The sequence below is a fragment of the Pseudomonas sp. MMS21 TM103 genome, from assembly GCF_022132145.1.
Lineage (GTDB): Bacteria > Pseudomonadota > Gammaproteobacteria > Pseudomonadales > Pseudomonadaceae > Aquipseudomonas.
This window is the reverse complement of the sequence record NZ_JAJISP010000002.1, coordinates 337892-363653: the sequence shown is the minus strand read 5'-3', so window position 1 is coordinate 363653 and position 25762 is coordinate 337892. Positions and strand designations below refer to the sequence as shown.

Annotated in this window: 21 protein-coding genes and 2 pseudogenes; 4 read left to right on the top strand and 19 right to left on the bottom strand. The window is 62.9% G+C overall.

All coding sequences use genetic code 11. The annotated features are described in order from the left end of the window. Positions 1-2 precede the first annotated feature (2 nt). Positions 3-959, top strand: coding sequence for a sensor domain-containing diguanylate cyclase (locus tag LJY18_RS08715; RefSeq protein WP_238041416.1), 957 nt, complete (start codon positions 3-5; stop codon positions 957-959). Between the two features lie 225 nt (positions 960-1184). Here the strand turns inward: LJY18_RS08715 and LJY18_RS08710 are convergent, their stop codons facing one another. The 6 genes from LJY18_RS08710 to LJY18_RS08685 form a co-directional block, all read right to left on the bottom strand. Then, a complete protein-coding gene (locus tag LJY18_RS08710; protein WP_238041415.1) occupies positions 1185-1439 on the bottom strand; it encodes a DUF1272 domain-containing protein in 255 nt (84 codons plus the stop codon). 28 nt (positions 1440-1467) lie between these two features. Further along, positions 1468-2463 carry a GlxA family transcriptional regulator gene (locus tag LJY18_RS08705; protein ID WP_238041414.1) on the bottom strand — a complete coding sequence of 332 codons (996 nt, stop codon included), beginning with the start codon at positions 2461-2463 and terminating at the stop codon, positions 1468-1470. A gap of 247 nt (positions 2464-2710) precedes the next feature. Further along, positions 2711-2980 (bottom strand): hypothetical protein, encoded by a 270-nt coding sequence (locus LJY18_RS08700; protein WP_238041413.1) that lies wholly within the window; start codon positions 2978-2980, stop codon positions 2711-2713. A 196-nt stretch (positions 2981-3176) separates the two neighbouring features. After that, positions 3177-4019, bottom strand: coding sequence for a hypothetical protein (locus LJY18_RS08695; protein WP_238041412.1), 843 nt, complete (start codon positions 4017-4019; stop codon positions 3177-3179). A gap of 70 nt (positions 4020-4089) precedes the next feature. Further along, positions 4090-5169, bottom strand: a complete 1080-nt coding sequence (locus LJY18_RS08690; RefSeq protein WP_238041411.1) for a patatin-like phospholipase family protein — start codon at positions 5167-5169, stop codon at positions 4090-4092. A 456-nt stretch (positions 5170-5625) separates the two neighbouring features. Further along, complete coding sequence (locus LJY18_RS08685) at positions 5626-6348, bottom strand: transglutaminase-like cysteine peptidase (RefSeq protein ID WP_238041410.1); 723 nt, start codon at positions 6346-6348, stop codon at positions 5626-5628. A 166-nt stretch (positions 6349-6514) separates the two neighbouring features. On the opposite strand from LJY18_RS08685, the gene LJY18_RS08680 reads away from it, so the two are divergent. Beyond that, positions 6515-6859 (top strand): hypothetical protein, encoded by a 345-nt coding sequence (locus LJY18_RS08680; protein WP_238041409.1) that lies wholly within the window; start codon positions 6515-6517, stop codon positions 6857-6859. A 264-nt stretch (positions 6860-7123) separates the two neighbouring features. Next, on the top strand, positions 7124-7975 hold the full coding sequence (locus tag LJY18_RS08675) for an HD domain-containing phosphohydrolase (protein ID WP_238041408.1): 852 nt from the start codon (positions 7124-7126) through the stop codon (positions 7973-7975). 248 nt (positions 7976-8223) lie between these two features. On the opposite strand, the pseudogene LJY18_RS22690 reads toward LJY18_RS08675, so the two are convergent. Beyond that, positions 8224-8736 (bottom strand): annotated as a pseudogene (locus tag LJY18_RS22690) (methyl-accepting chemotaxis protein); the annotation flags it as partial. A gap of 345 nt (positions 8737-9081) precedes the next feature. Continuing rightward, positions 9082-10149: pseudogene (locus LJY18_RS22685) on the bottom strand (PDC sensor domain-containing protein); the annotation flags it as partial. A gap of 560 nt (positions 10150-10709) precedes the next feature. Between LJY18_RS22685 and LJY18_RS08665 the strand changes: the two are divergent. Then, the gene (locus LJY18_RS08665; protein WP_238041406.1) at positions 10710-12029 is read left to right on the top strand and encodes a Na+/H+ antiporter family protein; all 1320 of its coding nucleotides are present in this window, start codon (positions 10710-10712) and stop codon (positions 12027-12029) included. Between the two features lie 60 nt (positions 12030-12089). On the opposite strand, the gene nuoN is transcribed toward LJY18_RS08665, so the two are convergent. From nuoN to nuoC, 11 genes are all read right to left on the bottom strand, one after another. Continuing rightward, complete coding sequence (nuoN, locus tag LJY18_RS08660) at positions 12090-13556, bottom strand: NADH-quinone oxidoreductase subunit NuoN (RefSeq protein ID WP_238041405.1); 1467 nt, start codon at positions 13554-13556, stop codon at positions 12090-12092. A 5-nt stretch (positions 13557-13561) separates the two neighbouring features. Then, complete coding sequence (gene nuoM, locus LJY18_RS08655; RefSeq protein WP_238041404.1) at positions 13562-15094, bottom strand: NADH-quinone oxidoreductase subunit M; 1533 nt, start codon at positions 15092-15094, stop codon at positions 13562-13564. Between the two features lie 25 nt (positions 15095-15119). Next, positions 15120-16967 (bottom strand): NADH-quinone oxidoreductase subunit L, encoded by a 1848-nt coding sequence (nuoL, locus tag LJY18_RS08650; RefSeq protein ID WP_238041403.1) that lies wholly within the window; start codon positions 16965-16967, stop codon positions 15120-15122. Beyond that, positions 16964-17272, bottom strand: a complete 309-nt coding sequence (nuoK, locus tag LJY18_RS08645; protein ID WP_238041855.1) for an NADH-quinone oxidoreductase subunit NuoK — start codon at positions 17270-17272, stop codon at positions 16964-16966. The genes nuoL and nuoK overlap by 4 nt, the downstream gene beginning before the upstream one ends. Next, on the bottom strand, positions 17272-17772 hold the full coding sequence (gene nuoJ, locus LJY18_RS08640; protein ID WP_238041402.1) for an NADH-quinone oxidoreductase subunit J: 501 nt from the start codon (positions 17770-17772) through the stop codon (positions 17272-17274). Before nuoJ ends, nuoK begins: the two co-directional genes overlap by 1 nt. A 16-nt stretch (positions 17773-17788) precedes the next feature. Continuing rightward, positions 17789-18337: an NADH-quinone oxidoreductase subunit NuoI gene (nuoI, locus tag LJY18_RS08635; RefSeq protein WP_238041401.1), complete on the bottom strand. Its 549-nt coding sequence runs from the start codon at positions 18335-18337 to the stop codon at positions 17789-17791. 10 nt (positions 18338-18347) lie between these two features. Further along, a complete protein-coding gene (gene nuoH / locus LJY18_RS08630) occupies positions 18348-19328 on the bottom strand; it encodes an NADH-quinone oxidoreductase subunit NuoH (RefSeq protein ID WP_238041400.1) in 981 nt (326 codons plus the stop codon). Then, positions 19325-22054 carry an NADH-quinone oxidoreductase subunit NuoG gene (nuoG, locus tag LJY18_RS08625; protein WP_238041399.1) on the bottom strand — a complete coding sequence of 910 codons (2730 nt, stop codon included), beginning with the start codon at positions 22052-22054 and terminating at the stop codon, positions 19325-19327. The genes nuoH and nuoG overlap by 4 nt, the downstream gene beginning before the upstream one ends. An 81-nt stretch (positions 22055-22135) precedes the next feature. Next, a complete protein-coding gene (nuoF, locus tag LJY18_RS08620; RefSeq protein WP_238041398.1) occupies positions 22136-23479 on the bottom strand; it encodes an NADH-quinone oxidoreductase subunit NuoF in 1344 nt (447 codons plus the stop codon). After that, the gene (nuoE, locus tag LJY18_RS08615; RefSeq protein ID WP_238041397.1) at positions 23476-23973 is read right to left on the bottom strand and encodes an NADH-quinone oxidoreductase subunit NuoE; all 498 of its coding nucleotides are present in this window, start codon (positions 23971-23973) and stop codon (positions 23476-23478) included. Before nuoE ends, nuoF begins: the two co-directional genes overlap by 4 nt. A 1-nt stretch (position 23974) precedes the next feature. Next, positions 23975-25756 (bottom strand): NADH-quinone oxidoreductase subunit C/D, encoded by a 1782-nt coding sequence (gene nuoC / locus LJY18_RS08610; RefSeq protein WP_238041396.1) that lies wholly within the window; start codon positions 25754-25756, stop codon positions 23975-23977. Between the last annotated feature and the right edge of the window lie 6 nt (positions 25757-25762).

Genomic DNA, 25762 nt, shown 5'->3' with positions numbered 1-25762 from the left:
ACATGAACGAGAATCTGGAGTTTAACGAGTTTCACTGGCTGCTGGCCGTGGTGCAGAGCATCGATGTCGGTGTCGTGGTGCTGGATCGCGAATACCGCGTACACGTCTGGAATACCTTCATGGAGAACCGCTCGGGCCTGCAGCCCCATGTGGTGCATCAGCAATCCTTGTTCAGCCTGTTTCCGGAAATCGAGGAAAACTGGTTCCGCCACAAGGTCGAAGGGGTGGTGACGCTAGGCACGCCGGCGTTCACCATCTGGGAACAGCGACCCTATCTGGTGAAGTTCAAGAACTACCAGCCGATCACCGGGCAGGAAGAGTTCATGTTTCAGAACACCACCATTTTGCCGCTGCAGGCCACCAATACCAGTATCGAGCATATTTGCCTGATCATTTATGACGTGACCAGCGTGGCGATAAACAAGCTGCAATTGCAGGCGGCAAACCTGCAGTTGCAACAACTCTCGCGTACCGATCGCCTGACCGGCCTGAATAACCGTGGCTACTGGGAAGAGTGCCTGCAGCACGAATACGCCCGGCACCGGCGTTATCAGAGCATGGCCGCACTGGTGATGTTCGATATCGATCATTTCAAGAAGGTCAACGACACCTATGGTCATCCGGCCGGGGACAAGGTGATTCAGGCCGTCGCCGAGGTAATGCGCGAGCAGGTGCGCGACACCGATTATGCCGGGCGTTATGGCGGCGAGGAATTCGTGGTGCTGCTGCCGGATGTCGACAGTGCCGGGGCCATGCTATTTGCCGACCGCCTGCGTCAGCGCATCGAGTCCCTGCTGGTCACTTATGAGGGGCAAGGTATCCCGTTCACCATTAGTTTGGGGGTGGCCGACCTGAGCCTGCCTACTCAGAAGTATCAGCAGCTGATCGAACGAGCCGACCAGGCCCTGTATGCCTCCAAGGCGGGCGGCCGTAACCAGGTCAACTGCTACCGCGCCTGAAACCGTGCTTGCCGCCGCTGGCCAGGGAGCAAGTCAAGAGTGACGGACAACCGCCTTGCCGCATATCGGCAATGGCATCAGCAAGGCAACTGCCACTAGTGCAGCAGGACCAGGCTGATCTTGCCCAGACTCAGAGACACCCCGTTAAGCGATAAACTGCGGCGAGGTGAACCGTGGCAAAGCAAGATCAGTGCGCCCAGTAGATCAACCAGCGGGGGTCTCTCCTCAGGACTCGACTGCTTGCGGGCAACCGTCAGGGACGTGGACGCGTTCGCGGGAGGCGGGATAGAGTTCCAGTTTGTCTGCCGGACGCCGCGGCCTGGGCAGCAGTTCGCCGCCGCAGTTCGGGCAGGTGCCGTGCAGGCGTTGATTCGCGCAGTCGCTGCAAAAGGCGCACTCGAACGAACAGATCAGCGCCTCTGGCGAGTCGCCAGGCAGGTCGCGGTCGCAGCATTCGCAGTTGGGCCGTACTTGCAGCATGTTTGACTCCTGCTTGGATGATTAGGCTTCAGGCAAAGCGCTGGGCGTATTCCTGCGGGCTGACGGATAAATGTTTGTGAAAGGTGCGACGCAGGTTTTCCGGGTGACCGAAGCCGGTCAGGCGCGCCACCGTACTGATCGACGCCTGTGCGTCTTGCAGTAGATTGCGTGCCGCTTGCAGACGAATGCGTTCTACATAGCGTCCCGGTCCCATGCCCAGTTCCTGGACGAAGACCCGCGATAGCGTGCGCGGCGTCATGTGCGCCTGGGCGGCCAGCATCTCGAGCGACAGGTTGTCACTCAGGTGCGCGGGAATCCATTCGAGCAACGCAGCCAGACGCGGCACGCGGCTTGGTTCGGGAGTGAGGAGGGCACTGAATTGGGCTTGCCCGCCCGGCCTGCGCAGGAACATCACCAAGCGTCGCGCCACCGCCAGTGCGGTGGTCCGCCCGAGGTCGGCTTCGATCAAGGCCAAGGCCAGGTCGATTCCGGCGGTTACTCCCGCCGAGGTAAACACATGGCCATTGCCGTGCAGATCCTGCGGGTCATAGGTGTGCAGGCAGTCCGCTAGCACCTCGACATCTGGATGACCCAGGCGCAGGTTTTCCGCATCGGCCCAATGGGTAGTCGCACGGCGACCATCGAGCAGGCCGGCGGCGGCCAGTATTAGCGCGCCGGAGCAGACCGAGCCCAGGCGGCGTACCTGCGGTTCGGCGCCACGTAACCAAGTCAACAGTGCCTGGTTCTGGCATTGGGCCTGTTCGCCCACGCCACCAGGAATCAGCAGGGTGTCGATCTGCGCGGTGTCGATCTCGCGCCAGGATTGTTCGGCCACCAGTTGGAAACCGGCCGAGGTGGCGATAGCGCCGGCCTGTTGGCCGAGCACGACAATTCGGTAGAACGCCGGCAAACCTTGGCGTTGGCGCTCGACATTGGCCGAGGCAAAAACCTGCAACGGGCCGGTCACATCCAGGCTCATCACATTCGGGTAAAGCAGGCAGGCAATGGTTTTCAGCGCATCCATGGGGCGTTCTCGATGAGCAATGGATGCAGTCTGCGCTCAGCGAGAGGGCGGCAACAAGGACAATAGGCCCACAGATATTGCTAGTTCGACTTGCTCCAGATGAGGGCAGGTCAGGGGGAGGACACCGCGACCCTGGTGTCGGGCGCTGGTTTACAGGGAGCCCGTAAAGGCCTGGAAGCTTGTGAAAAACTGCCGACTCCAGAGCGACGCCTGGAGACGGCATTCGATAATCCCCGACCTCTGAGGATTACTCCGGCATGCTCCAGGGAGCCAGGTCATAACCCTGCTGGCTCAATTCAGCGCGTGACTTGATCAGTACATTGGCTAGCTGTACGGGGTCGCTGTAGATGCTGCTCGACAGCTGGGTACGGCCCAGCAGGCGGGTGCTGGTACGGTCGATGACCGTCAGGCTCAGCTCGCCAGTGCCATCTTGCGGTGCCCAGGCGACACACTGGAAGGGTTGAAAGGCGCGATCGGCGATCAGCAGTGCTTCGTTGAAACGCAGCGGGGCGTTCATGGGGTCGGTTTCTCCGAGGTAATCCCAAAAGTCTTAGAGGCCTGCGGCGTGGGTCGCTCACTGGCCAGTCATAGGTGTTGATGATATGAGTTGACCGTCAAGTCACATCAATGTTCGGAAAATGTGCAGTTTGGCGAAGAAAAATAAGTGCATGTCGCAAATGCCAGTTAGCGATCGCGATTCCTGCTACCCGCGATTAGCCCCGATCTGTCTCGAGCCTGCAGGCCGTCAACATATGCTGCAGATAATGCGCGACGTATTTCTGGAAGCGGCGGTCGTCCCAGTAGGCCAGATGGCATAAGGGCGTATGGCGCTTGTACCAGGGGCCGACTGGCATGGCGCGATCTACGGCGACCACCGCGGCGTAGGCAGGTACGGGGCGCAGGGGATAGCCAAGGACGTCGGCAGGTGCATAGAGGTTGAGCCAGCGGGCCTGTTCACGCACCGGCTGGTGCAGGCAATGGCCGGGGAAGCGGATCGGTACCACCGTGTCGTAGGCGAAGGTGAACAGGGGGATGTTGCAGCCGAAGGTGACCAGGCCGGCGAGGGTTTCCAGGGCGAGAAATGGATCGTGCGGGCAACTCGGGGTCTTGTTGATGCTCTGCTGGTCCCAGACGAAGTTGGAAAAGATATGCCCGCCCAATGAATGCGCCAGCACCACCAGTGGCGTATCGGCATCGACCTTGGCGCGCAGGGCATTGAGGCCGCCGCGCAGGCATTGATGGACTTCTTCGTAGGTGGTGTCGTAGGCCTCGCTGACCTTGCGGTAGCCACTGGCGTCGCCGAGGAGCAGGGTGACGATGCGTCGTAGCCAGCGCCACCGAATCGGCTGGTCGCGCAGTTGATCGAGAAAGGCCAGTTGACGTTTATCCAGCACACTGGCCCAGTGCAGGGTTTGGAAGGCGACTTGCTCGGCTTCGGCTCCCAGGTGCTGACGCAGACCGGCAATCAGGTTTTGCGCAAAGACGTGTTGACCATCCTTGTCGCGGCTGTCTGGTTGGGTACCGATGCCGTGGACGATGGCGACCGCAAGTTTCATGACTGTCCTTCCGTGGATGAGCGCGAATTAACCTAACCGGCCGCGGTTGTCGTTGCAATCACCCGAAGGGTCAAAGTGCCAGCATGCGCTCGGCCAAGCGGCCGCTGTCCGCCAACTCCAGAAACTCGTCACCCAGGCGCTGGCTTTCGTCCATGGCCTTGCGCCAATAGCGTTCGCGGCCGGTGTCATCACCCAGATAACGGCTGAAGTCCTTGCGATCCGGCAGTTTGCCGTGGGGGAGGCGGGCCAGGTAGTCACCCGAGGGCGCCAGCAGCAGTACATCCTGCAACCGTCCGGCATCGCCCCGACGCCAGGGCATACCCTTGTCGAACCAGCCCGGGATGATTTTGTCGGTGAAGTGTGGGTAGAGCACGATGTCGTCGCCGCTGTAGGGCAGGTCGAGGTGGTAATCGAGCAGGCCACCGTCCCGGTAAGTGCCCGGACCGGCACCCGGGATGTCGCGCACCCCTTGCATGATCATCGGGATCGACCCGGAGGCAAGCAGGGCGTGGCGTAGGTTGGCACTGTCCAGCACCAGGTAGCGCGAAGGGAAGTCGTGCAGCTCAGCCAGCGGTGGAGCCCGGCGGGCATCATGCAGGATCCAGCGTTCGAAATGCCGGGCCAGGCGCGATCGCCCGAGCAGGTTGTTGCCGATCACCGAGGACAAACCCAGTCCCAACGAGCCACGGTGGTCATGTCGGAGCAGGCCGTGGCTCTTGACCACGAGGATATTCAGGCGATAGTGCGGGTTACTCAGCACCTTGGCGTCCTGGCCGGCCAACAGGTCCTCGAGCATCTGCCGGCAACTGCGCGAGACCTCGGCCATGCTCACGCCCTTGGCAAAGCGCTGCCCGGCGTAGAGTTCGCCGAGGCGGCGTATACCGGCGACTGCGTCCGGCAGGCAGGCACTGGCGAAACGCCAGGATCCGATCGAGGCGCCGATCAGCGAACGCTCACGTGGCGCGCGCGGCAACCAGTCGCCGAAGAGGGCCAAGTCCAGGCCCTGGATGCCGAGGGCTTTGGGACCGCCAGCAGCTCCAGGCAGAATGCCCACATCGGCGGGTTGCAAACCGCGCTCGCGAATACGTAGCAAGGCTCGCGAACCAGCCTTGATCGTCAGGGCAGGGTACTTGATCCGAATCGCACTCATGCTCGCCTCCATCCAGTAAGGACGCGAGTATAGAGCTACCGGCGGACAGGCCAAGTCACTTGATCCGCTGAATGATGTCGGTATGGTTTGTCACATTTCTGGCTGAATGCGGCTTGAGTTCATTCAGGTTCAGTGACTTCAGCCAAGGCCTTACCCGGAGACTCACCCTGCAAGCCTTGACCGCGCAGATCGTCGCTGCTGGCCTGAGCGTCGCTGCCGGTATTGCTCAAGCGCATACCTGGCACCGTCCAACTCGTTCGAGAAGTTCAAGACCGCTGCCCTGGTCCGACATCGCGGTGGCAAGATCCAGGAAACCGGACTGCAAGAAGAATGCGACCGCTACATCTGTCTAGTCGCTCGCCGTACGCGAGGAACGCGCACGTGCCTAGGTTTTGTGCCTGTCGTTGAAACGGCCTGGATTGCGCCTCATCTGGGTTTTCAACGGACGGTTCGTCGCTAAAGACTGACCTTGCCCGTGCCTTCGCGTTTCATCCTGGTCATCAGCACCTGCCAATTAGGCAGCAGTTCAGTGTTGCCTGCGACCTGCAAGCTGGTCTGCTCGAATCGGTACAAGTGAGTGGGACCAAAGGCGAACTGCATTTGCAGATCGAGGCGCTGGGCGATGGGCAGGATCTCCAGGTTCAGATTGTCCAGTACCAGGGGCGTCGTGCCACTACCGGGCCAGAAGCCCAGAACCATATGAGCCTGCTTGGTAGAGACCAGGGTCGTGTAGACGAGGCGCAGGCTGTGTTCGGAGGTTCCGAGCAGGCGCAGGGTGAAGTACTTGGCAATGGCGAAGTCTTCACAGTCGCCGGCACCCAGTTCGAGGGTTTCCAGCGGCGAGGCCCAGTAGTCGAGTTGTCCCCACAGCTCCTGGTCTTCGCCGAAACGAACATGCTGATTGAAGAACGCGTTGACTGCCTTGAGCTTCTCAGCATCGCTCAGATGCATCGACTGGGCGATCAGTGACTGCCAGTCGTGTAACCGCTGTGCCGCCTGCTCGTTTCGGTGCTCTTTCGGCACCTGCGGCATCGCCTTGGCCGTTCCCATGATCAGCCCGCCACCGAGCAGGAGGCCGGCGAGAATCTGCCGCCGGTGACCGAATAACATCAATAGAAGGTAATGCACTCGGCGCAAGTGGCGATCCTTTGTAAAGGTGAGCAAACAAATGGCGATCATCTACCTGCCGGAAGAGGCTGACAGGCTTAATTACCATATAGCCAGATCCTGGCCCCGGGCAAGGCACGTTTGTCGGATACGTGAGCGCTCCCGACGGAGTGCCTTGTAACAAAGCGCCTCCTCAATACTCTTAATAGTGAGTCATGCATCTTGGGAGGATGCCGCGATGAAATCCATAATTAGTATGACGGCACTGACGGCTCTGCTGATAGGTGCCAGCGTGACTTCGGCTCAGGCTGGAGAACCGGTCGGTGAGTGGTTAAAGCAGGCGCCACAGATGATCCTGGCAGAGGGCGGTAGTGCACAGCTTATGTTTCATCAAGAACGCATGCGGGAACTGGCTAGCCAGCGTGATATGTCGCGTGACCGTGAGCGCTTTGTTCAGCTGATCAAAGAACAGCCCACTGCCGCGGGTAGTGCGCGCGGGCAGCAGGAGCCAATGAAGCCGTCGGAAGAGCCTCGCTACAAGTCGCTTATCGAACAGGATAGAGCGCTCTACGGTCCTCATTGAGGGCATGTAGTTTGCCGTCTGAAACAGGGGGGCAATGCCAACAAAGCCGGCATTTCCCACCCCGAGGCACAGGGACGTGCCACCCAATCGCTGGAACGTAGAACCGTAGCAAGATAGTTCTACTTGCGGGTGTAATCCAGACTGTTGCCCCTGACACTGGAGGACTGATCGATGCGGTCATTTTTTCCTGGTTGGTGGAACAGGGCTGCGCAGAGGACGGGTCACGCTGACGAACCGTCGAAAGCGCTGGTAAGCAGCCTGCTGATGATGGCGTGGTTCGTCGAAGCCAGAGATCCTTATACCGGTGGCCATCTGTGGCGGGTGTCGCGGTATGCCAGATTGCTTGGCGAGGCGGCTGGGCTGCCCTCAGCCGATGTGGCGCGGTCCAGCCTGGGCGGCTTTCTGCATGACTTGGGCAAGATCGGCATCCCCGACGCCGTGCTGCGCAAGACCAGCGCCTTGACTGAAGGCGAGTTCGCCGTCGTACGCACCCATCCGGAGATGGGTTGGCGCATGCTGGCCGGCCACCCGTTGGCCGATCTGATCAAAGAGGCGGTCTTCAGCCATCACGAACGCCCCGATGGCAAGGGCTATCCGCGTGGCTTGCGGGGCGAGGACATGCATCTGGATGCGCGGATCGTCGGTATCTGCGATGCGTTCGATGCCATGACCAGCAGCCGTCCGTACCGTGTCGGCATGAATCGCGAGCAGGCCTTGGCCATTATCCAAAGCCTGAGCGGTAGTCAGTTCGACCTCGACTTGAGTCGAGTGTTTATCGAGCTGGGCAAGCACGGCGTGCTCGACCATGTGATGGGGCACTCGGATGATGGCATCCCGTTGCAGGAGTGCCCCATGTGCGGCCCCGTCCTGGTTCTCAAGCGCAGTCAGCAGGCGTGCGAACACATCTATTGCCGCAACTGCGGTGGAGAGTTTGCCCTGGAAGCCGAGGATGCCAGGCTTGTGGCGCGCCCTACTGGAAGAAGCGGAAGTCCAGCGGATCTGCAGCCGGATGTCGACCATGACCTGATCCGCAGGGTGGTGCGGGAGGCCGTCGAAATGATGCCGCTTGAGCAGATGCTGGCCAGTGCCGGGCAGCCGTTCTCGGCTATCGCCTGATCTCCTTTTGCGTGGCCAGCATTCTCCAACTGATCAAGCGAAGTGAAGTGCTGTGGGGTGCCGCTGAGCAGTGTATTGCGCATGTGGCGCATCGCTACTTCAGCCTGCAACTGCGCTGAGCAAAGCCTATGGCTGGGCCATACGCAGGCGCAGGTCAAGGTGCCGGTTACGCGTCGCCCATGGAGCACACATTGCCCGCACCTTGCTCTGCGGCAAAGGGTTGCGGGGTGGCCGCGCTCGGCAAGGCTTCAGGCGCGGAATTGATCCATCAGGCTCTGCTGGTGGTTGGCCAGCTTGTTCAGGTTCTGGCTGATATTCGCCGACTCATTGGCCTGCCCGGAAATGGATTCGGTGACATCACGGATGGAGGCGACGTTGCGATTGATTTCCTCGGCCACCGAACTTTGCTCCTCGGCAGCGCTGGCGATTTGCAGGTTCATGTCGGTGATCACGCTCACCGCCTGGCTGATCCGCTGCAACACGGCAACAGCTTGTTCGACCTGCTCGACACTGCCCTGGGCCTGGCGGTGGCTGCTATGCATGGTACTGACCACCTCGCGGGTACCTTTTTGCAGGCCTTCGATCACCTGGCGGATTTCCTCGACCGAGTCCTGGGTGCGTTTGGCCAGATTACGCACTTCATCGGCGACCACCGCGAAGCCGCGCCCGGCTTCACCGGCGCGGGCCGCTTCGATGGCGGCATTGAGTGCTAGCAGATTGGTCTGATCGGCAATCGAGCGAATCACTTCGAGCACCGAACCAATCTGCTCGCTGCTGTTGGCCAGCCCCTCGACTTCCTGCATGGCTACGTTCATTTCGTTGGCCAGCAACTCGATGGTCGAGGTGGTCTTGCCGATCACCCCGAGGCCTTCACGGCTGGCCTGATCGGCGCTGCGTGCCGCGTCGGCAGCTTGCGCGGCATTGTGCGCTACATCTTGGGCGGTGGCGCTCATTTCCTGGAAGGCGGTCGCGACCTGGTCGACCTCGCGGAACTGCTGCTGCATGCCGGCGCTGGTCTGACTGGCGATGGCGGAGGACTGGTCGGCAGTGCTGCGCGCATCCTGCACGCTGCGCTTGACGTCGGCAATGATCGGCTGGAGCTTGTCGAGGAAACGGTTAAACCAACCGGCCAACTCGCCCAGTTCGTCCTGTTTGGGGTACTCGAGGCGGCGGGTCAGGTCGCCTTCGCCACTGGCGATGTCCTTGAGCATGGCGGCGACCCCGAGGATCGGCCTGGTCACTCCGCGGGCGGTCAGCCACATCAGCAGCAGGCCGAGCAGCATCGCCACTAGACCGATGGTCAGGGCCACTGCGCTGTCGCTGGTGCGGCGCTGTTCCAGTTGCTGCTCCAGTTGCAGGGCGGGTGCGAGCAGTTCCTGTTCGGGGACTTCGAGCAATACGCTCCAGGGCTTGGCCTCGGGAATTGGCTTGAACGGCTGCAGCACCCGGAGCATGTCGCCGTGCTGCAGTTGGGCGGCGGTGCCGCTATTGATCAACGGAACTAACTCGCTGGCGTGCTCGCTGTAAGCTTTGTCGACTGACTTGCTGAGCAGACTGGCGTCACGGCTGTGGCCGGCCAGTAATGCCGCCGGGCTGAAAATGCTGACGTGACCGACACCGCCATAGAGTTCGCGATTGGCCTGCATGCTTAGCTGTTGCAGGCTGTCCAGGCTGATATCGAGACCGACCACGCCAATCACCTTGCCCTCCAGTTCTAGCGGGAAAGCGATGCTGGTCATCAGTACCTGCTGGCCGCCGACTTCGTCGAAGTAGGGCTCGAGCACGCAGGTCTTGCCACTGTCGCGTGGGCAGGTGTACCAGGCGTTGTAGGGGTCGCCGCTAGGACCGGTCTTGGTGTCGCTGAGCATCTGCTCGCTTATCGACTCCGATTCCAGTTGGCCCGGTTTGGCTTGCGACCAGTAGAGCGAGAAGCGGCCTTGATCGTTGCTGCCCAGTTCGGCCTGATCGGCGAACAACTCGTCCTTGCCATCCAGTCCATTCGGTTCGAACACCAGGTACAAACCGAGCAACGACGGATTGGCTTCCAGGCTGCTGCGCACTTGCCGGGTCAGGTCTTCACGCAGGTCGAAGGCATCCAGGAAACGTTTTTCGGCCTGGTCGCGAAGAAACAGGATTTGCCGGGAAAAACCTTTGCCGTACTGGTAGGTATCCATGAAGTAACGCTGGATGCGAATCGCCTGTAGCTCGCCGCGTGCCTGCAGGCGCAGCTTGGCGCTGTCGGCCAGCATGCTGCTGCTGGAAGTGCGCACCAACTCGGCGCTGCGGGTGGATTGATAGAGCGAGGCGCCGACCAGCAACGTCACGATCGCCAGCAGGCACAGGCCGGCAAGCAGGGTGATTTTCCACTGGATCGAAAGACGGCTGAACGGCATGCAGTGCTCCTTACGTTGTTGTTCTACAGATCGTCTATCGGCGCGGGTGCGGTTTTCTTGATCGAACTGACGGCATCGTGACGAGATGACTGCGGCTTGTGGGCCGGAGGCATAGAGAAGTGGCGGGATTATGCACGGCATGATCAATATTTCGCACGGAGTATTTTTGACAGCCCTGAGTCCTTGCGGCAGAGTACGCGACTTTTTTCGGGGCGCAGCCGATTGCCGGCGCATCTTCTGATGCACGGCTGTTCAGCGTTCATGCATGCCTGGCATGCATCGGCGCGGTTACGCAGCCTCCAATCTCGGTTTTTCCAGCAAAGCTTCATTAGGAGCGGTTCATGAATGCAGTAATCGCAGCAGTCGGCATCATGCTGATCCTCAGCCTGTGCCGCGTGCACGTGGTGGTCGCGCTGATCGTCGGCGCACTGGCCGGAGGTGTGCTCGGTGGCTTGGGGGTGGAAGGTTCGCTGGCGGCGTTCAATCAGGGGCTTGGCGGCGGTGCCACGGTGGCGCTGTCCTATGCCTTGCTCGGTGCCTTTGCCGTGGCCATCGCCAAGTCCGGCCTGGCGCACGCGCTGGCCGACAAGGCCCTGGCTCTGGTCGGCCAACAGGATGCGCAGGGGGGCGGGTTACTCAAGTGGCTGTTGATCGCATTATTGCTGGCGGTGGCGATTGCCTCGCAGAACGTGCTGCCGATTCACATCGCCTTCATTCCGCTATTGGTGCCACCGTTGCTCTATGTGTTGAGCAAGCTGCAACTCGATCGCCGACTGATCGCCTGCGTGCTGACTTTCGGCCTGATCACGCCCTACATGTTCCTGCCGGTCGGCTTTGGCGGCATCTTCCTCAATGAAATCCTCTTGGCCAATGTGGCCAAGGCCGGGGTGGATGTGACCGGTATCAGCATCACCGAGGCCATGGCGATTCCGGCGCTGGGCATGCTGTTCGGCTTGCTGGTGGCGGTGTTGTTCAGCTACCGCAAGAAACGCGTCTATGACCTGGCGAAGATCGAACAGGCCGAGCGTATCGATGTGGCCTACAACCCGTTGAGCCTGCTGGTGGCCGCTATGGCGATTGGAGCGGCATTTGTCGTGCAGTTGTGGCTCGACTCGATGATCATCGGCGCCTTGGTCGGCTTCGTGATCTTCTCGGTGTCCGGCGTGGTGCGCTGGAAAGAGGCCGATGGTCTGTTCACCGAGGGCATGAAGATGATGGCGATGATCGGCTTCATCATGATCGCCGCCGCCGGTTTCGCCGAAGTGATGAAGGCCACCGGCGAAGTGAAAACCCTGGTCGACAGCGCTGCCGAACTGGTTGGGCAGGACAAGGCCATCGGCGCGCTGCTGATGCTGCTGGTCGGCCTGCTGGTAACCATGGGCATCGGTTCGTCATTCTCCACGGTGCCGATCATCGCGGCGATCTTCGTGCCGCTGGGCGTACAACTGGGTTTCAGTCCGCTGGCCATCGTCTGCATCGTCGGTACTGCCGGCGCCTTGGGCGATGCCGGTTCACCGGCCTCGGACTCGACCCTCGGACCAACCTCGGGACTGAATGTCGACGGTCAGCACAATCATATCTGGGACAGCGTGGTACCGACCTTTCTGCACTACAACCTGCCGCTGCTGGTGTTCGGCTGGGTCGCGGCGATGGTGCTCTAAGCCCATAAATGCCGCTCAGGCTTGCCGTTTGCCGAAACAACAATTCAGGGCCGTTCGCGTTTACTGGACGAGCCCTGCATTTAGCACCAAGTCCAGCAAGGGTTGCGGGTAGACGCCGAACACGAACGCCAGCAGGGCGACCAGCAGCAGCATGATCCCGCCCGCCCGCTGACCCCAGTTGAATGGCGCATCGTGGCGGCGCAGGTTGGGTTCGACCATGAACAGAGTGACCATCACCCGCAGGTAATAGAACACCCCGATCGCGCTCCCGATTACCAGTGCGCCGAGCAGCCACCAGAGCTCGGCTTGCACGCCGACGGTGATGATGTAGAACTTGCCGATGAAGCCTGCGGTCAGCGGAATGCCCGCCAACGACAACATCATCACCGTGAGTACGGCGGTCAGGTAGGGGCGGCGCCAGAACAGCCCGCGGTATTCGTAGAGCGCGTCGCAGTCGCGACCGTTGTAGGGCGTGGACATCAGGGTGACCACGCCGAATGCGCCGAGTACGGTCAACACGTAGGTGACCAGGTACACGCCGACCGCTTCGACGGCCAGGCCCTCACTGGCGATCAGGGCGACCAGCAGATAACCGAAGTGGGCAATCGAGGAGTAGCCCAGCAGGCGCTTGAGGTTGCTTTGCAGCAAGGCCAGCAGGTTGCCGAAGAGGATCGAGGCCACTGCGATTACTGTCAGGAGACCGTGCAGCGCCGGGCTCGCGGCTGCGGGCGAAAGCTGGAACAGGCGCAGCAGCACGGCGAACACTGCGACCTTGCTGGCCGTGGCGAGAAAGGCCGCAACCGGTGCAGGCGCGCCTTCGTAGACATCCGGTGTCCACAGATGAAAGGGCACCAACGACAGCTTGAACGCCAGGGCGACCAGCATAAGGGCCATGCCCAACTGTACTAGCGGACCCGGCTGCGCGGCTGGCGCCAGGATGGTGCCGATCCCGGCAAAGCTCAGGCTGCCGGCGTCGGCATACAGAAGAGCCATGCCGAACAGCAGGAACGCCGAGCCGGCAGCCGAGAGCACCATGTACTTGAGGCCGGCCTCGAGCGAGCGCTTGTTGAAGAAGGCATAGGCCACCAGCCCATAGGTCGGCAGCGAGAGCAGTTCCAGGCCAATGAACAAGCTGGCCAGGTGCTGGGCACTGACCAGCACCAAGCCACCTGCGGCGGCCAGCAGCATCAGCAGGTAGAGTTCTTCGCGGTTGCCCGGGTAGCCCTTGCCTTGCTTCTCGCCGAGATAGGCGTGGGCCAGGGTGAGGCAGGCGAGGGCGGCGGCCAGGATCAGGGCCATATAGAAGCAGGCGAAACGATCGACCACCAGCAGCGTGGTGACTTGCAGCGGGGCGACCTGCAGCGCGGGGAGCAGGGACAGCAAGGCCAGGTTGAGGCCGATCACCGAGAGGACGAAACTCTGGGTATGGCTGCGCCGCCAGGCGATGCCGAGCATTACCAGCACGGCGGTGGCACTGGTCACCAGCAGCGGCAGCAGGGCGATGAAATGATCCAGGGTCAGGTCCATGTGCGCTACCGGGCCGAAAGCAGTTGAGAGAAGGCCGTAGCCAGCCATTGCTGGACGCCGTGCATGCTCGCCGCCGACGTGTCCAGCACCGGCTGCGGATAGATTCCGAGCAGCAGCAACAAGCCAATCAGGCCGAGCATCATCGCCAGCTCGCGGCCACCCAGCCCCCGCAGCGCTCCCTCGGCCTTGGCCGGGCCATAGAACGCGCGCTGGATCATGATCAACGAGTACACCGAGGCCAGCACCAGACCGCCGGTGGCGATCACGGTGACCAGCGGGGCGACCTTGAAGGTACCGAGCAGAATCAGGAATTCGCCAACGAAATTACCGGTGCCGGGCAAGCCCAGCGAGGCGGCGGCGAAGAACAGCATGACTCCCGGCAGATAGTTCAGCCGCCCCCACAGGCCGCCCATCAGGCGTAGGTCGCGGGTGTGCAGGCGCTCGTAGAGCTGGCCGCAGAGGATGAACAGCGCCGCGGCAGAGAGGCCATGGGCGAGCATCTGGATCACCACGCCTTGCAGCGCCAGCTGAGTGCCGGAATAGATTCCGATCAGCACGAAGCCCATGTGCGACACACTGGTGTAGGCGATCAGCCGTTTGATGTCGGTCTGGGCGAAGGCCAGCAGCGCGCCATAGACGACGCCTAGCACCCCGAGGCCCATGGCGATCGGGGCGAACTCGGCCGAGGCATTGGGGAACAGCGGTATGCCGAAGCGCAGCAGGCCGTAGGCCGCGGTTTTCAGCAGGATCCCGGCCAGGTCGACCGAGCCGGCGGTTGGCGCCTGGGCATGGGCATCGGGCAGCCAGGAATGCAGCGGCACCACTGGCAGCTTCACGGCGAAGGCAATGAAGAACCCGAGCATCAGGGTGTATTCAACCGCCGGGTCGAGCTTGGCCTGCAACAGCAGGGCGTAGTCGAAGGTCAGCACCCCGCTGCTGTGGAAGTTGGCGAATACCAGCCCGAGAATCGCCACCAGCATGATCAGGCCGCTGGCCTGGGTATAGATGAAGAACTTGGTCGCCGCGTTGATCCGCGAGGTCTTGCCGTCCGCCGCACTGTGGCCCCAGAGGGCGATGAGGAAGTACATGGGGACCAGCATCATTTCCCAGAAGAAGAAGAACAGGAACAAATCCAGGGCGAGGAACACGCCGATCACGCCGCCGAGAATCCACATCAGGTTGAGGTGGAAGAACCCAACCCGCTGCTGGATTTCCTGCCAGGAACAGAGCACCGACAGTACCCCGAGCAGGCCGGTGAGCAGGATCATCAGCAGCGACAGGCCATCGAGCGCCAGGTGCAGGTTGATGCCGAAACGCTCAATCCACACGTGTTTGAATTCCAGCTCCCAGGTCGGGTCGCGGCCGCCGCCCGGTGCCAGTTGGAAGTCGCCCTGCTGCCACAGCCACAGGCTGATCAGCAGCACCAGGCCCATGGTCAGCAGCGCCAGCCAGCGTGGCAGGGTGCTGCTGTGCCGCTCGGCCAGCCAGCAGAGCAGGCCGCCGATAAAGGGAATCAAGACCAGCCAGGGGAGAATCACGCGGTCACGCTCCTTGGTTCCATGATCAAAGCACCTTCAACAGGCCAAGCAGCAGCACCGTGCCACCGGCCATGCTTAGCGCATACCAACGCAACTGGCCGGTCTGGCTGCGGCTGAGCAGCAGATGCAGAACCCGCGCCAGACGTGGCAACAGGCCGATGCTGCGGTCGAACGGATCACGCCGCAGCACCCGGCAGAGCCACAGGTAGGGTTTGACGAACAGCCGGTCATAGAGCCAGTCGAAGCCCCAGGCGGCGAACCACCAGGCACTGAAGAAACGTCCCGGCACACTGGCGGCCAGACGCCTGACCAGCTCGCGCTGGCCGAGAAACAGGGCCGCGGCAGCCGCGATGCCAAGCACCGCGATCAGGCCGGAGAGCAGTTCCAGGCTGTGCTTAGCTTCGCCACCGGCATGGCCGACGCTGTCTGGCAGCACCCCGGCCAGGGGCGGCTCGATCAACGCGCCAACGAAGGTCGACAGCAGCATCAACAGCGTCAGCGGCAGCCAGTAGGCGATGCCCTTGCCCGCGTGGACCGCGGTCTGTTGCGGGCCGTGGAAGACGATGAAGATCAGGCGGAAGGTATACAGCGAGGTCAGTACGGCGCCGAGTAGACCGGCCAGCAGCAGCGGCTGGTTACCGCTGGCCAGGGCTTCCCAGAGGATTTCATCCTTGGAGTAGAAGCCGGCCGTGACCAGGGGCAGGGCGGACAGTGCCGAGCCGCCGACCAGGAAGCAGAGGTAGGCCAGCGGCAGGGGTTTGCGCAGTCCGCCCATCTTGAAGATGTTCTGCTCGTGGTGGCAGGCGACGATTACCGCGCCCGCGGTGAGGAACAGCAGGGCCTTGAAGAAGGCATGGGTCATCAGGTGGAAGACCGCCGCCTGCCAGGCGCCAACGCCAAGCGCGAGGAACATGTAGCCGATCTGGCTCATGGTCGAGTAGGCGAGGATGCGCTTGATGTCGGTCTGCACCAGGGCGGCGCAACCGGCCAGCAGCAGGGTCACGCCGCCGACGATGCCGACCAGCCCCAGGGTCAGGGGCGTCAGGCTGAACAAGCCATGGCAGCGGGCGATCAGATAGACCCCGGCGGTGACCATGGTCGCGGCGTGGATCAGTGCGGAGACCGGGGTCGGGCCGGCCATCGCGTCGGCCAGCCAGGTCTGTAATGGCAATTGCGCCGACTTGCCCACCGCGCCGCCGAGCAGCAGCAGGGTCGCAGTGGTCAACAGCGGATCGCCACTGGCGAATTTCTGCGGGGCCAGCACCAGTATTTCCTGGATATTTAGGGTGCCGAAGGCATGGAACAACACGAACAGGCCCAGGGCCATGAACACATCGCCGATGCGGGTGACGATAAAGGCCTTGAGCGCCGCGCCGCCGTTGGCCGGATTACGGTAGTAGAAACCGATCAGCAGGTAGCTGCACAGGCCCACGCCTTCCCAGCCGAAATACAGCAGCAGCAGGTTGTCGCCGAGCACCAGCAACAGCATGCTGGCGATAAACAGGTTCATGTAGGCAAAGAACCGCGAATAGCCTTCCTCGCCGCGCATGTACCAGGAGGCGAACAGGTGGATCAGAAAACCCACGCCAGTGACCACCCCGAGCATGGTCAGCGACAAACCATCCAGGTGCAGGGCGACGCTTGGGGTCAAGCCTTCTACCGCCAGCCACTGCCAGAGCACCTGCACATACACGCCGTCGGCTGGCCGGGCGGTGAAGAACTGCCAGCCCACCAGCAGGCCGGCCAGAGCGGCGAGGCCCACCGAGCCGACGCCGATCAGCGCCGTCAGCTGTTCCGTGAAGCGCCCGCGGGAGAAGGCCAGCAGGCAGAAACCCAACAGGGGAAACAGCAGCGTCAGGTAAAGAAGGTTCATCCGTGCATCTCACTGGCAGCGTCGATGTCCAGGGTGTGAAAACGGCGGTGCAGCTGCAGCAGTATGGCCAGGCCCACGGCCGCTTCGGCGGCCGCCAGGGTGATTACCAGGATGAACATCACCTGGCCATCGGCCTGTGCCCAGCGACTGCCCGCGACGATGAAGGCCAGGCCGGCGGCGTTCATCATGACCTCCAGGCTCATCAGTACGAAGAGGATGTTGCGCCGCACCATCAGGCCGACCAGGCCCAGGCAGAACAGCACCCCTGCCAGCGCCAGGCCGTGTTCCAGCGGAATGGAGCTGATCATGGCTGCGCCTCGGATCGACCCAGGTGGAAAGCGACGACCAGCGCCGCCAGCAACAGCAGTGACGCCAGTTCGACCACCAGCAGGTACGGGCCGAACAGGCTGATACCGACGGCCTTGGCTTCCACTACCTGAGTGCCCAGCACGGCGCCACTGGACATGCCGAACAGCACGTAGAGCAGCTCGGCGAGTAGCAACAGCGCCAGTAGCGCCGGTCCCAGCCAGATGCCCGGGGTCAGCCAGCTGCGCTCCTGTTCGATGGCCGCCGGGCCGAGGTTGAGCATCATCACCACGAAGACGAACAGCACCATGATCGCCCCGGCATAGACGATGACCTCCAGGGCGCCGGCGAAAGGCGCGCCGAGGGCGAAAAAGCACATCGCCACCGCCAGCAGCGAGATGATCAGGTAGAGCAGGGCGTGCATCGGGTTGCGGTTGCTGATCACTCGCAGGGTCGCGAGCACCGCGATACCCGAGGCGAAATAGAAGGCGAACTCCATCAGCGGCTCCTCGGCATCATGGCAGCAACCCCTTGACGTTGACCGGCTCGGCCTCGTTCTGCGCGGCGCCCTTGGCTTTGCCGGCAATGGCCAGGCCGGCGATGCGGTAGAAATTGTAATCCGGGTACTTGCCGGGTCCGGCGATCAGCAGGTCTTCCTTCTCGTACACCAGTTCCTGGCGCTTGAACTCGGCCATCTCGAAGTCGGGGGTCAGCTGGATGGCATTGGTCGGGCAGGCCTCCTCGCACAGGCCGCAGAAAATGCAGCGCGAGAAGTTGATGCGGAAGAATTCGGGATACCAGCGGCCATCGGCGCCTTCGGCCTTCTGCAGGGAGATGCAGGCCACCGGGCAGGCCACCGCACAGAGGTTGCAGGCCACGCAGCGCTCCTCGCCGTCCGGGTCGCGGGTCAGCACGATGCGTCCGCGGTAGCGCGGCGGCAGGTACACCGGCTCCTCCGGATACTGCAGGGTGTCGCGCTTGCGCCAGGCATGGGCAAAGATCATTGCCAGGCTGCGCAACTGGGTGAAGGTGCCATGCAGGATGTGCCAGATATACCTGAACATACTGGTTCTCCTAGTCGGCGGCGGCCAGCACCAAGGCGCCGGTTACCAGAAGGTTGAGCAGGGTCAGAGGCAGGCAGAAGACCCAGCTGAAGTTCATCACCTGGTCATAGCGTGGCCGGGGGATGGAGGCGCGCAGGAGGATGAAGACCATGATGAAGAGCCCGGTCTTCAGCGCGAACCAGGCGAAAGGCGGCAGCAACGGGCCGTGCCAGCCGCCGAAGAACAGGGTCACCAGCAGCGCCGAGATCAGCACGATGCCGATGTATTCACCGACGAAGAACATGCCCCACTTCATCCCGGCGTATTCAATGTGGTAGCCGTCGGCCAGTTCCTGTTCGGCTTCCGGCTGGTCGAACGGGTGGCGGTGGGTGACTGCCACTCCGGCGATGAAGAAGGTACAGAAACCGAGAAACTGCGGAATGATGAACCACAGGTGCTGGTGCTGGTAGTCGACGATGTCGCGCAGGTTGAACGAGCCGGCCTGGGCCACCACACCCATCAGCGCCAGGCCCATGAACACCTCGTAGGACACCGTCTGCGCCGAGGCGCGCAGGCTGCCGAGCAGGGCGTACTTGTTGTTGCTGGCCCAGCCGGCGAACAGCACCGCATACACCGACAGGCCGGCCATGGCGAAGAAGAACAGCAGGCCGATGTTGAGGTCGGCCACGCCCCAGGTCGGGGTGATCGGCACCACCACGAAGGCGATCAACAGCGCGCTCATGGCCATAACCGGCGCCAGGGTGAAGATGAACCGGTCGGCGAACGGTGGCGTCCAGTCTTCCTTGAAGAACATCTTGAGCATGTCCGCGGCGATCTGGAACATGCCGAACGGTCCCACCCGGTTAGGCCCGTAGCGATCCTGCCAGAGACCGAGCAGGCGGCGTTCGACCCAGCTGAGCAGGGCGCCGAGAATCACCACGCTGAGCAGAATCACCACGGCTTTGAGTACCGCGAGCACGATCGCCAGCAGCTCGGGAGTCAACCAGTTCATGGCGTCGCCTCCTGCAACTCCGTCACCACGGCGCCGGCGATCACCGCCGGGATTCCGGGCAAGCCGACCGGCAGGCCGATCAGTCCGCTGGCCAGCTCGGCACACAGGCGCAACGGCAATCGCAGCACCTGACCATCAAGGGTAAGCGCGACTAGCGCGCCATCGCCAAGGCCGAGGCGCTCGGCGTCGACCTCGCCCACTGCGACATAGGGCTGCGGGATGCGCGTCTGCAGCGGCGCGGCGCGGGCGGAGGTTTCTTCACTGCCGAACAGATGATGCAAGGGCACGGCCTGCCAGGTGCCAGGTGCCGGCTCGAACGCGGCGGGCACGCCGAACCAGGGCAACGCTTCACCCTTGGCTTCGATCAGGCGTACGCCCGGATCGCCGGCGCGCAAATGGCCGCCGACTTCGTCCTGGAACTTGTTCCACGCCTGCGGCGAGTTCCAGCCGGGTGACCAGGCAAAGGGGATCTGCTGACGCTGTTCCTGAGTGCCGGAATAACCTTCCATGGAGAAGGCCAGGGCCGAGTCCTGGTCCTGCGGCTGGCGTGGCTCATGCACGCTGATATTGGCGCGCATGGCGGTGCGGCCGCTGTAGCGCAAGGGTTCGCGCGCCAACTTGAGGCCTTTTATGCGGAACGAGGCATTCGGGGCGGCTTCGCCGATTCTACCCAGCAGGCTGTTGCTGGCCGCGCAGGCGGCGGTGACTTCATCCAGTCGGGTCCAGTCGACCGGCTTGCCAAGCAGGGTGCTGTGCAGCGCATGCAGCCAGCGCCAGCTCTCGCGCACCAGCACCTTGGCGTCGTAGTAAGCGGGATCGAATACCTGGAAGAAGCGCTGGGCGCGGCCTTCCTGGCTGACCAGGGTGCCGTCGGCTTCGGCAAAACTGGCCGCGGGCAGCAGCAAATGAGCCTTGGCGGTGGTGGCCGTGTGTTGATGGTCGGCGACTATCACCAGCTTGGCGGCATGCAGCGCGGCGTCGACCCTGGCGCTGTCGGCGCGGCGGTAGAGGTCGTTTTCCAGCACCACCACGGCATCGGCCTGACCACTGCTCAGGATCTGCAAGGCGGCGTCCAGCGACTGTTCGCCGAGCTGTTCATCCAGCAGCAGTGCCAGGCCCATGCTGTTGGCTTCCGCGACGACCAGGCTGATGGAGGCGTTTTTGCCACGGTTGTGCAAGGCACTGGCGATATTCGCGGCCGCTTCGATCAGCGCCGTGCAGCCCAGGGAGGCGCCGCAGACCAGCAAGGGGCGCTCGGCTTCGAGCAGGGCCGCGGCGATGCGCTGCACCAGGTCGACGGCTTCTCCTTGAAGGCCCTGTACCGCTGGCGCGTTCGGGTCGATGGCGTGGGCCACGGCGCAGCCCAGGCGTGCCAGGTCGGTTGGGGCCGCATGCACGCATTCGGCAGCGATGTCATCCAGGCGGGTCGCCGTGACGCTGGCGATAAACAACGGGTGCAACGCCTGTTGGCCAATGTTCTGCACGGCGGCACTGTGCCATGGCGCAATGTTCATCGCGGCGGCCATGGCAGTGGCCTTGCCTTTCACCGCCTGGCGCAGGGCCAGGGCGAGGCGGGCGGCCGTCTGGGTCAGGTCTTCGCCGAGGACGAACACCGCATCGTGGCTTTCCACCTCGCGCAGGGTCGGTACCGGCAGCGGCCCGTTCAGCAGCAGATCGCGAATCAGGCTCAGGTTCTCCAGTTCTGCGGCGCCAATGCCGCAGTAGTAGTTTGCGCCGCCGACCAGCTCAAGCAGGGCGAAGTTGCTCTCCAGGCTGGCGCGGGGCGAGCCGATGCCGATCACCTTGCGCGGCTTGAGCAACGCCGCCGCCTGATCGAGGGCCGAGTCGAGGCCCATCGTCATCTTGCTCAGCATCATCATCGGCTGGCGCGGACGGTCTGTGCGGTTGACATGGCCATAGCCGAAACGCCCGCGGTCGCAGAGAAAATACTGGTTCACCGCGCCATTGAAGCGGTTTTCGATGCGCCGTATCTCTCCGTAGCGCTCGCCGGGACTGATGTTGCAGCCGAGCGAGCAGCCATGGCAGATGCTCGGGGCGAACTGCATGTCCCACTTGCGGTTGTAGCGGGCCGAGTGGGTCTTGTCGGTGAACACCCCGGTGGGACAGACCTCGGTGAGGTTGCCGGAGAACTCGCTTTCCAGCACCCCGTCCTCTACGCGGCCGAAGTACAGATTTTCGTGGGCACCATATACGCCCAGATCGCTGCCGCCGGCATAGTCCTGGTAGTAGCGCACGCAGCGGTAGCAGGCAATGCAACGGTTCATTTCGTGGCCGATGAAGGGGCCCAGTTCCTGGTTCTGGTGAGTGCGTTTGCTGAAGCGGTAACGCCGGCGGTTGTGCCCGCTCATCACCGTCATGTCCTGCAGGTGGCAGTGGCCGCCTTCCTCGCACACCGGGCAGTCATGCGGGTGATTGGTCATCAGCCACTCGACCACGCTGGCGCGGAACTGCCTGGCTTCCTCGTCGTCGATGGAAATCCAGCTGTTGTCGCTGGCCGGGGTCATGCAGGACATCACCAGGCGCCCGCGCGTGTCGTTCTCGTCGCTGAACTGCTTGACTGCGCACTGCCGGCAGGCGCCCACGCTACCGAGCGCCGGATGCCAGCAGAAATAGGGAATATCCAGCCCCAGCGACAGGCAGGCCTGGAGCAGGTTAGCCGCACCATCGACTTCGAATGCTTTGCCGTCTACGTGAATAGTGGCCATTTCTTCAGTCTTCTCATGCCCATGGGAGTGGGCGGGCTAAGGTCATCGTTGATGCGCCTGCGGCCTGCGTCGCAAATGCCGTTACACCGCGAGCGCCTGGTTGGTCGGGGTCGGGGGCGTTGTGGCAATCCCCGCCTCGAACTCGTCACGAAAATATTTGAGTGCACTGGCCAGCGGCTCGACGGCGCCCGGAGCATGGGCGCAGAAGGTCTTGCCCGGGCCGAGGAACGTGCACAGTTGTTCGAGGATCTCGAGATCGCCGGGTTGGCCCTGGCCATGTTGCAGGGCGCCGAGCAGCTTGACGCTCCAGGGCAGGCCATCACGGCAGGGGGTGCAGAAGCCGCAGGACTCGCGGGCGAAGAACACCTCCATATTGCGCAGCAGGCCGACCATGTTGACGCTGTCGTCCAGCGCCATGGCCAGACCTGTGCCCATGCGCGTGCCGACTTTGGCGATACCGGTACTGCACATCGGCGCATCGAGATGCTCGGGCAGCAAAAAACCGGTGCCGGCGCCGCCCGGCTGCCAGGCTTTCAGCCGATAGCCGTCGCGCATGCCTCCGGCGTAGTCCTCGAACAGCTCGCGGGCCGGGATGCCGAAGGGCAACTCCCACAGCCCGGGATGCTTCACCTTGCCGGAAAAACCCAGCAGCTTGCTGCCCATGTCTTCACTGCCGGGGCGGGCCAGGGCCTTGTACCAGTCGACGCCGTTGCCGATGATCGCCGGCACGTTGCACAGGGTCTCGACGTTGTTGACGCAGGTCGGCTTGCCCCATACACCGACGGCGGCCGGGAAGGGCGGTTTGGCCCGCGGGTTGGCCCGGCGCCCTTCCAGGGAGTTGATCAGCGCGGTTTCTTCGCCGCAGATATAGCGACCGGCGCCGCTGTGCACCAGCAGCTCGAAGTCGAAGCCGCTGCTGAGGATATTGCGGCCGAGCAGGCCGGCCGCCTCCGCCTCGGCGATGGCGCGCTTGAGGTGCCGTGCGCAGTCGACGTATTCGCCGCGCAGGAAGATATAGCCGCGATAGGCTTTGAGCGCGCGGGCGCTGATCAGCATGCCCTCGATCAGCAGGTGCGGCAGCTGTTCCATCAGCAGGCGATCCTTGTAGGTGTTGGGCTCCATCTCGTCGGCGTTGCACAGCAGGTAGCGCTGGTTCTGGGTGTCGTCCTGGGGCATCAGCCCCCACTTCACCCCGGTGGGGAAGCCGGCGCCGCCACGGCCCTTGAGGCCGCTGTCCTTGACCTGTTGGGTGATCTGCTCCGGGCTGAACTGAGCGAGCGCCTTGCGCGCGGCGGCATAACCATTCTGGTGGACGTATTGGTCGAGCCAGACCGGTTCGCCATCGTCACGCAGGCGCCAGGTCAACGGCTGGTTTTCCGCGCTGCGCGGGCTCAGGTTGGCGGTACTGAAGGAGACGCAGCTCATGGGTAGCGCTCCAGTAACTCGGCCACATGGTCGGCATCCAGGTGGCTGTAGGTGTCGTCGTCGATCATCAGGGTCGGCGCCTTGTCGCAGTTGCCCAGGCAGCACACCGGCAGCAGGGTGAAGCGGTTGTCGCTGCTGGTTTCACCCAGGCCGATGCCCAGCCGTTGCTGCAACGCGGCCTGAATCGACTCATGTCCCTGCAGGTAGCAGACCATGCTGTCGCACAGGCGAATGATATGGCGGCCCACCGGCTGGCGAAAAATCTGGCTATAGAAGGTGGCTACGCCTTCCACGTCGCTGGCCGGGATGCCGAGCATCTCGCCAATGGCCGGGATCGCGCCGTCCGGCACCCAGCCGCGGTGCTGCTGGACGATTTTCAGCGCCTCGATGGACGCCGCGCGCGGGTCTTCGTAATGCCCGAGTTCGTGCTCGATGGCCAGGCGTTCGCTGGCGCTGAGGGTGAAACGGTCGGTTTGGATCAGCGAGTCAGTCATATCAGCGGTCCACGTCGGCCATGACGAAGTCGATACTGCCCAGGTAGGCGATCAGGTCGGCGACCATGCTGCCCCTGATTACCGCCGGGATCTGCTGCAGGTGCGGGAAGCTCGGCGTACGGATGCGCGTGCGGTAACTCATGGTGCCGCCGTCGCTGGTCAGGTAGTAGCTGTTGATGCCCTTGGTCGCCTCGATCATCTGCAGGGATTCGTTGGCCGGCATGACCGGCCCCCAGGACACTTGCAGGAAGTGGGTGATCAGGGTTTCGATGTGCTGCAGGGTGCGCTCCTTAGGCGGCGGCGTGGTCAGCGGGTGATCGGCCTTGTATGGGCCGGCGGGCATATTGCGCAGGCACTGCTCGATGATCCGCAGGCTCTGGCGCATTTCCTCGACGCGGATGATGCAGCGGTCGTAGGCATCGCCATTGAGCGCCAGGGGGATCTCGAAATCGAAGTGCTGATAGCCGGAATAGGGCCGCGCCTTGCGCAGGTCGAAGTCCAGTCCGGTGGCGCGCAGGCCCGAGCCGGTGACGCCCCACTCGAGCGCCTGCGCGGTGTTGTAGGCGGCCACGCCGATGGAGCGACCGCGCAGGATGCTGTTCTGCAGTGCGGCTTTTTCGTACTCGTCGAGGCGCTTGGGCAGCCAGGTGACAAAGTCCTGCACCAGTTTGTCCCAGCCGCGCGGCAGGTCATGGGCGACGCCGCCGATGCGGTACCAGGCCGGGTGCATGCGAAAGCCGGTGATCGCTTCGATAACCTGGTAGGCGCGCTGGCGGTCGGTGAAGGTGAAGAACACCGGGGTCATGGCGCCGACGTCCTGGATATAGGTGCCGAGAAACAGCAGGTGGCTGCTGATGCGGAAGAACTCGGCGAGCATCACGCGGATGAAATCGACCCGCTCCGGCACCTTGATGCCGGCGAGTTTCTCCACCGCCAGCACGTAGGGCAGGTTGTTCATCACCCCGCCGAGGTAGTCGATGCGGTCGGTGTAGGGAATGAAACTGTGCCAGCTCTGGCGCTCGGCCATCTTCTCGGCACCGCGGTGGTGGTAGCCGATTTCCGGCACGCAATCGACGATTTCTTCGCCATCCAGTTGCAGGATGATGCGAAAGGCGCCGTGGGCGGAGGGGTGGTTGGGGCCCAGGTTGAGGAACATGAAGTCCTCGTACTCGCTGTGGCGCTGCATGCCCCAGTCTTCCGGCTTGAAGCGCAGGGCTTCCTGCTCCAGATCCTGCTTGGCGGCGGACAGGCTGTAGGGGTCGAACTCGGTGGCGCGCGCCGGGTAGTCCTTGCGCAGGGGATGCCCCTCCCAGGTCGGCGGCATCATGATCCGGGTCAGGTGTGGGTGGCCGTCGAAACGAATGCCGAACAGGTCCCAGACTTCCCGTTCGTACCAGTTGGCGTTGGCCCAGATGCGGGTGGCGCTGGGCAGGCTGAGGTCGTGTTCCTGCAGGGCGACCTTGAGCATGATGTCGCTGTTCCGCTCGATCGACAGCAGGTGGTAGAACACGCTGAAGTCCGCGACCGGCAGGCCGCGGCGCTGGGTGCGCAGACGCTCGTCCATGGCGCTGAGGTCGTAGAGCATCACGTAGGGCTTGGGCAGATGGCGCAGGTAGTTCAGCACCTTCAGCAGCAGGTCGCGCTCGACCCAGAGCACCGGCATGCCAGTACGGGTGTCTTGCACGGTCAGACTGTCGGCGCTGAACCGTGCCTGCAACTCTGTCACCACGTCAGGCGTGGCGGGCGGTTGCGACTGTGTGTGCTGGGCGCTTGATGCAGTCATGCGTTC

What these genes read in the sequence shown, in the direction of transcription:
- LJY18_RS08715 (WP_238041416.1), top strand. Translation starts at nt 3, where the DNA reads ATGAACGAGAATCTGGAGTTTAACGAGTTTCACTGGCTGCTGGCCGTG.
- LJY18_RS08710 (WP_238041415.1), bottom strand. Translation starts at nt 1,439, where the DNA reads ATGCTGCAAGTACGGCCCAACTGCGAATGCTGCGACCGCGACCTGCCT.
- LJY18_RS08705 (WP_238041414.1), bottom strand. Translation starts at nt 2,463, where the DNA reads ATGGATGCGCTGAAAACCATTGCCTGCCTGCTTTACCCGAATGTGATG.
- LJY18_RS08700 (WP_238041413.1), bottom strand. Translation starts at nt 2,980, where the DNA reads ATGAACGCCCCGCTGCGTTTCAACGAAGCACTGCTGATCGCCGATCGC.
- LJY18_RS08695 (WP_238041412.1), bottom strand. Translation starts at nt 4,019, where the DNA reads ATGAAACTTGCGGTCGCCATCGTCCACGGCATCGGTACCCAACCAGAC.
- LJY18_RS08690 (WP_238041411.1), bottom strand. Translation starts at nt 5,169, where the DNA reads ATGAGTGCGATTCGGATCAAGTACCCTGCCCTGACGATCAAGGCTGGT.
- LJY18_RS08685 (WP_238041410.1), bottom strand. Translation starts at nt 6,348, where the DNA reads ATGATCGCCATTTGTTTGCTCACCTTTACAAAGGATCGCCACTTGCGC.
- LJY18_RS08680 (WP_238041409.1), top strand. Translation starts at nt 6,515, where the DNA reads ATGAAATCCATAATTAGTATGACGGCACTGACGGCTCTGCTGATAGGT.
- LJY18_RS08675 (WP_238041408.1), top strand. Translation starts at nt 7,124, where the DNA reads ATGATGGCGTGGTTCGTCGAAGCCAGAGATCCTTATACCGGTGGCCAT.
- LJY18_RS08665 (WP_238041406.1), top strand. Translation starts at nt 10,710, where the DNA reads ATGAATGCAGTAATCGCAGCAGTCGGCATCATGCTGATCCTCAGCCTG.
- nuoN (WP_238041405.1), bottom strand. Translation starts at nt 13,556, where the DNA reads ATGGACCTGACCCTGGATCATTTCATCGCCCTGCTGCCGCTGCTGGTG.
- nuoL (WP_238041403.1), bottom strand. Translation starts at nt 16,967, where the DNA reads ATGAACCTTCTTTACCTGACGCTGCTGTTTCCCCTGTTGGGTTTCTGC.
- nuoJ (WP_238041402.1), bottom strand. Translation starts at nt 17,772, where the DNA reads ATGGAGTTCGCCTTCTATTTCGCCTCGGGTATCGCGGTGCTCGCGACC.
- nuoI (WP_238041401.1), bottom strand. Translation starts at nt 18,337, where the DNA reads ATGTTCAGGTATATCTGGCACATCCTGCATGGCACCTTCACCCAGTTG.
- nuoH (WP_238041400.1), bottom strand. Translation starts at nt 19,328, where the DNA reads ATGAACTGGTTGACTCCCGAGCTGCTGGCGATCGTGCTCGCGGTACTC.
- nuoG (WP_238041399.1), bottom strand. Translation starts at nt 22,054, where the DNA reads ATGGCCACTATTCACGTAGACGGCAAAGCATTCGAAGTCGATGGTGCG.
- nuoF (WP_238041398.1), bottom strand. Translation starts at nt 23,479, where the DNA reads ATGAGCTGCGTCTCCTTCAGTACCGCCAACCTGAGCCCGCGCAGCGCG.
- nuoE (WP_238041397.1), bottom strand. Translation starts at nt 23,973, where the DNA reads ATGACTGACTCGCTGATCCAAACCGACCGTTTCACCCTCAGCGCCAGC.
- nuoC (WP_238041396.1), bottom strand. Translation starts at nt 25,756, where the DNA reads ATGACTGCATCAAGCGCCCAGCACACACAGTCGCAACCGCCCGCCACG.